Here is a 5,059-nt window from a genome sequence, read left to right on the forward strand (position 1 = left end):
TCATAACTCTAATTAAGGAAGTTGGTACCCACATGGAATCGAATATGACACCAGCAGCAGGACGCATCCAAGACGATATCGATGGTTTTTCTGACGGCGCCCCGCCGGTCGCCCTCCGGGCTCGCTCGGTTCTGTCGCATTAGCGGAGCCGTCATAGGGATCGTGTAAACTTTGACGACGAAAAATCTGGACGAGCTGGCATGCTTAACTTCAAAGGAATGCGTTTTCCGATCGACGTCATCTTGGTCTGCATCCGCTGGTATGTGGCCTACCCGCTGAGCTACCGGCACCTCGAAGAGATGATGGAAGAGCGCGGCGTGTCGGTCGACCATTCGTCGATCAACCGTTGGGCGATTCGTTTCCTGCCGCTCATCGAGAAGATGGCCCGGAAACACAAGCGCTCGGTCGGCGGCAGTTGGCGTATGGATGAGACTTACATCAAGGTCAAGGGCGTCTGGAAATACCTCTACCGCGCTGTCGACAAGCAGGGCAAGACCGTCGATTTCCTGCTGACAGCCAAGCGCGACATGGCTGCGGCAAAGCGCTTCTTTGACAAGGCCATGAGAGAGAACGGCGATCCGGACAAGGTCGCGATGGACAAGAGCGGCGCCAATAAGGCGGCGATCGATGCGATCAACGCTGGCCGCGACGTCCCGATCCTGGTGCGCCAAGTCAAATACCTCAATAACATCGTCGAGCAGGACCATCGCGCCATCAAGCGAATGACCAGGCCGATGCTCAACTTCAAATCGTTCCGGTCTGCCGGCTCCGTGCTCGCCGGCATCGAGCTGATGCACATGATTCGAAAGGGTCAGTTCGCCGTCGATGACGCTTCGCCCATGTCATTCTCCGACCAGTTTTATGCGTTGGCAGGACAAGTCCGTCCAGTGTAAGCCGGGGTCATGCTCAGCGCGAAAAAATCCGTGCTGGACTCAACAACGCGACAGAACCCGCAGCAACGCCTACGTCGAGGCGATGAATGGGATGCTCCAACAAGTCAAACGGGCCGCCCGCGGATTTCGCACAGTGAAGAACTTCGTCGCCATCGCCTACCTTCGCATGTCCAAGTTTAAAAACCTTCCGGCCAATCCACTACAACCAGCCGCCGCTCCGTTGCGATCTACCATCTACCGTGCCGGCTGTCCAGTTCCACTCAAAACGGCATAGAGCCGATATTGCTGAGCTAGAAACCTTAATCGAGGCTGCCGGGTCCGCAGAACAAAGAACTTTAATTCAAAATTCTATTTCCCGATTCGGGAAAACCGCGCAGGAAATCATGGGTAAAGAATGTAAAGGCAGCGTTAAAGAAGTTTTTCCAGGGCAATGGAAAGATAAAACATTGAAAACCATTTTGGATGCCTCGAAGAATGGCGACAAGACTGCCAAAACTGCTTGGAAACTATTGAATGATCTTCGTTTTAAGAAATGAGGTCGAATATGCGATTTTTAGCAAGTTTATTTTTCAGAAGCGAGATACAGAGAGCTGAAGATTCTGAAATCACGGACAGTTTTTGGGAGGAAGTGATGGTTTTTATCCTTGCGTCCTCTGAAAGTGATGCTTTGGACAAAGCAAAAGAAATTGGCAGGAGCAAGTCTGGAGTAACTTATCCATCTGAGAGGGGGCAGATAACGTGGAAATTTGTAACGGTCGAACGCGTCGTCCCCCTCGAGAATGATATGTGCAGCCACGCAGATGAGGTGTTCTCTCGATTCCTTAGATCCAGCGAAGCGATAAGTATATTAGAAAAATTCGATTAGTTATACGAGGGGAACAGGGTAGTGATCACACTCAATGGGGGACCTCGAAAAACCGTGGCGAGCGGCGTCAGTGTCGTTCGAGAAGCGCAGCCGTAGCAGGTACGGTGAGCATCGCAGAGCGGCAATGTCGCCGCGCAGTAGGTTTTTCTAGGTCCCCAATGGTTTATCAGGCGGGCGCACGGGTCAGTGCCGCCGATCCGCCACCCCGTGCCAGAAATGCCTTGCCTCGTGCGTGCGCGCAAGCCAGAATGCGTGTCTAGGGAAATTTGCAACAATGCGGGGCGGCATCTGAATTTAGTTGCTGCAAGCGGTTGATTCGACTAGAAAATGTAGCGAGATTTAGAGAAAAGTGCGTCAGGTGGGCGGTATGTGCAGAGCGATCCCATCGGGCTTGACGGCGGGATAAATACCTACGCTTATGTCGGTGGCGATCCGCTCACAAGCCTAGACCCGTTTGGCCTCGCGAATTTGAATTTTTTCAGTCCCTCCGAAACGAAAATGTGGAATGGCGCAAATTCTTGGAATGTTCCGGGTTATTATACGGTCGCTGGACATGGAGCTCCAGTTGTGATGTACGGGCCATTTAACCATAGTTTGATGTTTCCAAAAGATTTGGCAAAAATAATTCGGGCTGATAAGAATTGGCACGGTCAGCCGATTATTTTTGGATCATGTGACACTGGCAGAGACCGCCCCGGAGGGCAAGCTGGGTATGCAGAATTGCTAGCCACTGAACTTGGGACTTGGGTCTTCTCCCCAACAGAAGGAGCATGGTTTGGCAATGACGGCATGCTTGGATCTGGGAAGTTCTTCCCGCCCCCTTCTTGGGACGGACAGGGGCCTTGGGTCACTAAAGTGCCGGGGATGCGTAAGTAAAACGTTAGTGTGAATTTTCAGAGGTGCGGCTAGCTACGATTAGCCGCACACTGAATTTGTTTATCTATATTCTATCTATATGTTTTCCATAAAAAAAATCACGTTATATTTTCTTTGTTAGCTATATTATCATTAGGCTGCAATCCTGAGTCTGGACGGTCTTCGACGCCGAAATCTGTACCGAGGATAGTTGCAAAAGAGGCGCCAAATTTGCAATTTACTCGCGAAATAATTGCGGTCGTTCGTTCAGCGGACAAAATCCTGCTTACTGAACATTCCTCGCAGTTGGACGCACTTGATTCTGAACAGGGTTTGTCATTAATTCCTATCGATATAATTTATATAAGCAAAATTCTTACTAAAGAGCAATCAGCGTTACTTATCGATCTACTCTTAGAGGGCGACAAAGAAAGTAGTGTTAGCCAACGTGTAGATCTTAAACCGTTTATGCCAGAAGTAGGCGCTAAGTCCTGTCTTTTCTCCCCGCACCATAGCATTATTTTTTTCCGCGAGAAACGCGAACTTGGAAAAATTACGGTAGATTTTGTTTGTGGGAAAGCAGAATGGAGAGGCTCAGCAGCGGAAGTGCCTGGACCGTTTGTTTCGCGCTTCTATGAATTTTGGAAAAGCGCGGGGATAGAGCCACATAAAAATTGGGAGAAACTAGCTGATCAGTACCTGACGAGTGCGCGGCAGAAACAATCCAATTAATAAAAGAGATTATAACGGACTAAAATGTAATATTAACTTTCAACACTTTTATTTCAAGAATGCAACGTTATTTTTCTGAATATTTCAACGCGCCGACTAATGTTTCAGATTAAATGTTAATAATGCTTTTCAAATCGCGACAGCGTTAATAACATCATGAGGTCGCTCCCAAGTCTAATTTAAAGAGCTGTACCCAACCCGCCCGTCTCGCGCCGCGCCGGCTCGGGTTTGCGGAACACAGTATCATTTCTGACGCTCTTGCGCGCCTGTTTGGCCAGCAAGTGCGTCTGCGGGCGCATGACTTCGGCCAGGATCGCGGCACGCGCTCCCGCGTTGCTGGCACGTATGTCTGTCCGTGAACCAGGGCCGCGCAGCGATACCACCCACCCCGACGGCCACTATACGGCCGTGCCCAAACTTCGCCTTGCAACGTCCCGATGGTACTGTCAACTTGCTGAACCGGGACGGCGAGTTGTAGAATTCCAGGTGAAATTGCTTCTGGTCGGGTAATACTATCCCACAAATTAAACGTTCTTTGCGACCTGGGTGACCTCATTCCATACAGAAAATGCCTGCGTGCGGACGCGCCGGTACTGCTCCGCTGTCAAGCGGTTGCGCTGGCAGCGGAAGGCATTGTTGATCGGGCCATGTGCCGACAAAAAGCGCTGAGCTTGGCCGGCTGATTTGAAGCGGCGCATCTGTCGTTCTCGTTGCCGCGTCGGTTGAAGCGAGAGTTCGGCCCGGTTGTTCAGGCCCTTGTGCCGGCGATGCTCGACACCCGGCATGATTTGCTTCTTCGCCGCAGCATAGCTCTTCAGCTTGTCGGTGATCAGCACCCGTGGTGCGTAACGCAAGCCCTTGAGGAGCTTGCGGAAAAAACGCTTTGCTGCCTGTCGGTTGCGCCGACTCTGCATCAAGATATCGAGCACCTGACCGTTCTGATCGACTGCACGCCAGAGGTAATGGTGCTTGCCCTTGATTGTTAGCACCACCTCGTCAAGATGCCATTTGTCCCCGCGCTGCGGTTGACGCCGGCGAAGTTCATTGGCATAGCCCTGGCCGAACTTCAATGTCCATTGGCGGATCGTCTCGTAGGTGACGATGATGCCACGACTGGCCATCAGCTCTTCTATGTCGCGAAAACTCAGCGCGAACCGGAAGTAGAGCCATACGACATGACTGATGATTTCTGCCGGGTAGCGGAAGCCGCAGTAGAGTTGGGATTTTTTCATCCCGCTACTTTACAAAATTTTCCCCGCACCCGTAAGTTGACAGTACCTGCGTACATCCTTGAACGTGGTGATGTTCTAGTGGTTCTGTCGCATTAGCGAAATTTATCGCTACCAGCAGTTCTATTTCTCCATTTCTACACTACATATAGTGTGTAAAGTATGTGCAAAAAAATTAATGCGACAGAACCTGTCGATTCCTGGATTCGGGCACCTCAGTTTACCCGACAGGCCCGCCGACGTCCGCTAATGCGACAGAACCAGAATCGCTATTCTTGCGCGACATTTTTTCCGCAAAGTACCACCGGATGAGGCGTGTGATGCCATGTTTTTGCGAGCGCTTATACATACCCATTAGGGTTCTGTCGCATTAGCGAACGTCGACGGGGCAATCATGTAAACTGCGGCGCCCGAACCCAGGACGAATCGACATGCTCAACTTCAAAGGGATGCGCTTTCCGATCGACGTTATCCTGGTCTGCATC

Annotated in this window: 6 protein-coding genes and 1 pseudogene; 6 read left to right on the forward strand and 1 reads right to left on the reverse strand. The window is 51.0% G+C overall.

Annotated elements, in window-relative coordinates:
• Window positions 1-200 precede the first annotated feature (200 nt).
• From F1735_RS32440 to F1735_RS32465, 6 genes and pseudogenes are all read left to right on the forward strand, one after another.
• Window positions 201-893: an IS6 family transposase gene (locus F1735_RS32440; RefSeq protein ID WP_167240995.1), complete on the forward strand. Its 693-nt coding sequence runs from the start codon at window positions 201-203 to the stop codon at window positions 891-893.
• A gap of 58 nt (window positions 894-951) precedes the next feature.
• Window positions 952-1,167, forward strand: a pseudogene (locus F1735_RS32445) (transposase); the annotation flags it as partial.
• Entirely contained in the window at window positions 1,133-1,429 is a 297-nt protein-coding gene (locus F1735_RS32450; RefSeq protein ID WP_167240996.1) for a hypothetical protein, read from the forward strand. The pseudogene F1735_RS32445 and the gene F1735_RS32450, both read left to right, overlap by 35 nt.
• A gap of 8 nt (window positions 1,430-1,437) precedes the next feature.
• On the forward strand, window positions 1,438-1,758 hold the full coding sequence (locus F1735_RS32455) for a DUF4288 domain-containing protein (protein ID WP_167240998.1): 321 nt from the start codon (window positions 1,438-1,440) through the stop codon (window positions 1,756-1,758).
• 369 nt (window positions 1,759-2,127) lie between these two features.
• Window positions 2,128-2,634, forward strand: coding sequence for a hypothetical protein (locus F1735_RS32460; protein ID WP_167241000.1), 507 nt, complete (start codon window positions 2,128-2,130; stop codon window positions 2,632-2,634).
• Window positions 2,635-2,844: 210 nt separating this feature from the next.
• Window positions 2,845-3,345, forward strand: coding sequence for a hypothetical protein (locus F1735_RS32465; protein ID WP_167241002.1), 501 nt, complete (start codon window positions 2,845-2,847; stop codon window positions 3,343-3,345).
• Between the two features lie 524 nt (window positions 3,346-3,869).
• Here F1735_RS32465 and F1735_RS32470 read toward each other — a convergent pair.
• The gene (locus F1735_RS32470) at window positions 3,870-4,577 is read right to left on the reverse strand and encodes an IS6 family transposase (protein WP_167241003.1); all 708 of its coding nucleotides are present in this window, start codon (window positions 4,575-4,577) and stop codon (window positions 3,870-3,872) included.
• Window positions 4,578-5,059 lie beyond the last annotated feature (482 nt).

It is taken from the genome of Massilia genomosp. 1, from assembly GCF_011682185.1.
GTDB lineage: Bacteria > Pseudomonadota > Gammaproteobacteria > Burkholderiales > Burkholderiaceae_D > Telluria_A > Telluria_A rubra.

Bases quoted from the DNA above. Each gene is read 5' to 3' on its own strand.
- F1735_RS32440 (WP_167240995.1), top strand. From the start codon at position 201: ATGCTTAACTTCAAAGGAATGCGTTTTCCGATCGACGTCATCTTGGTC.
- F1735_RS32455 (WP_167240998.1), top strand. From the start codon at position 1,438: ATGCGATTTTTAGCAAGTTTATTTTTCAGAAGCGAGATACAGAGAGCT.
- F1735_RS32470 (WP_167241003.1), bottom strand. From the start codon at position 4,577: ATGAAAAAATCCCAACTCTACTGCGGCTTCCGCTACCCGGCAGAAATC.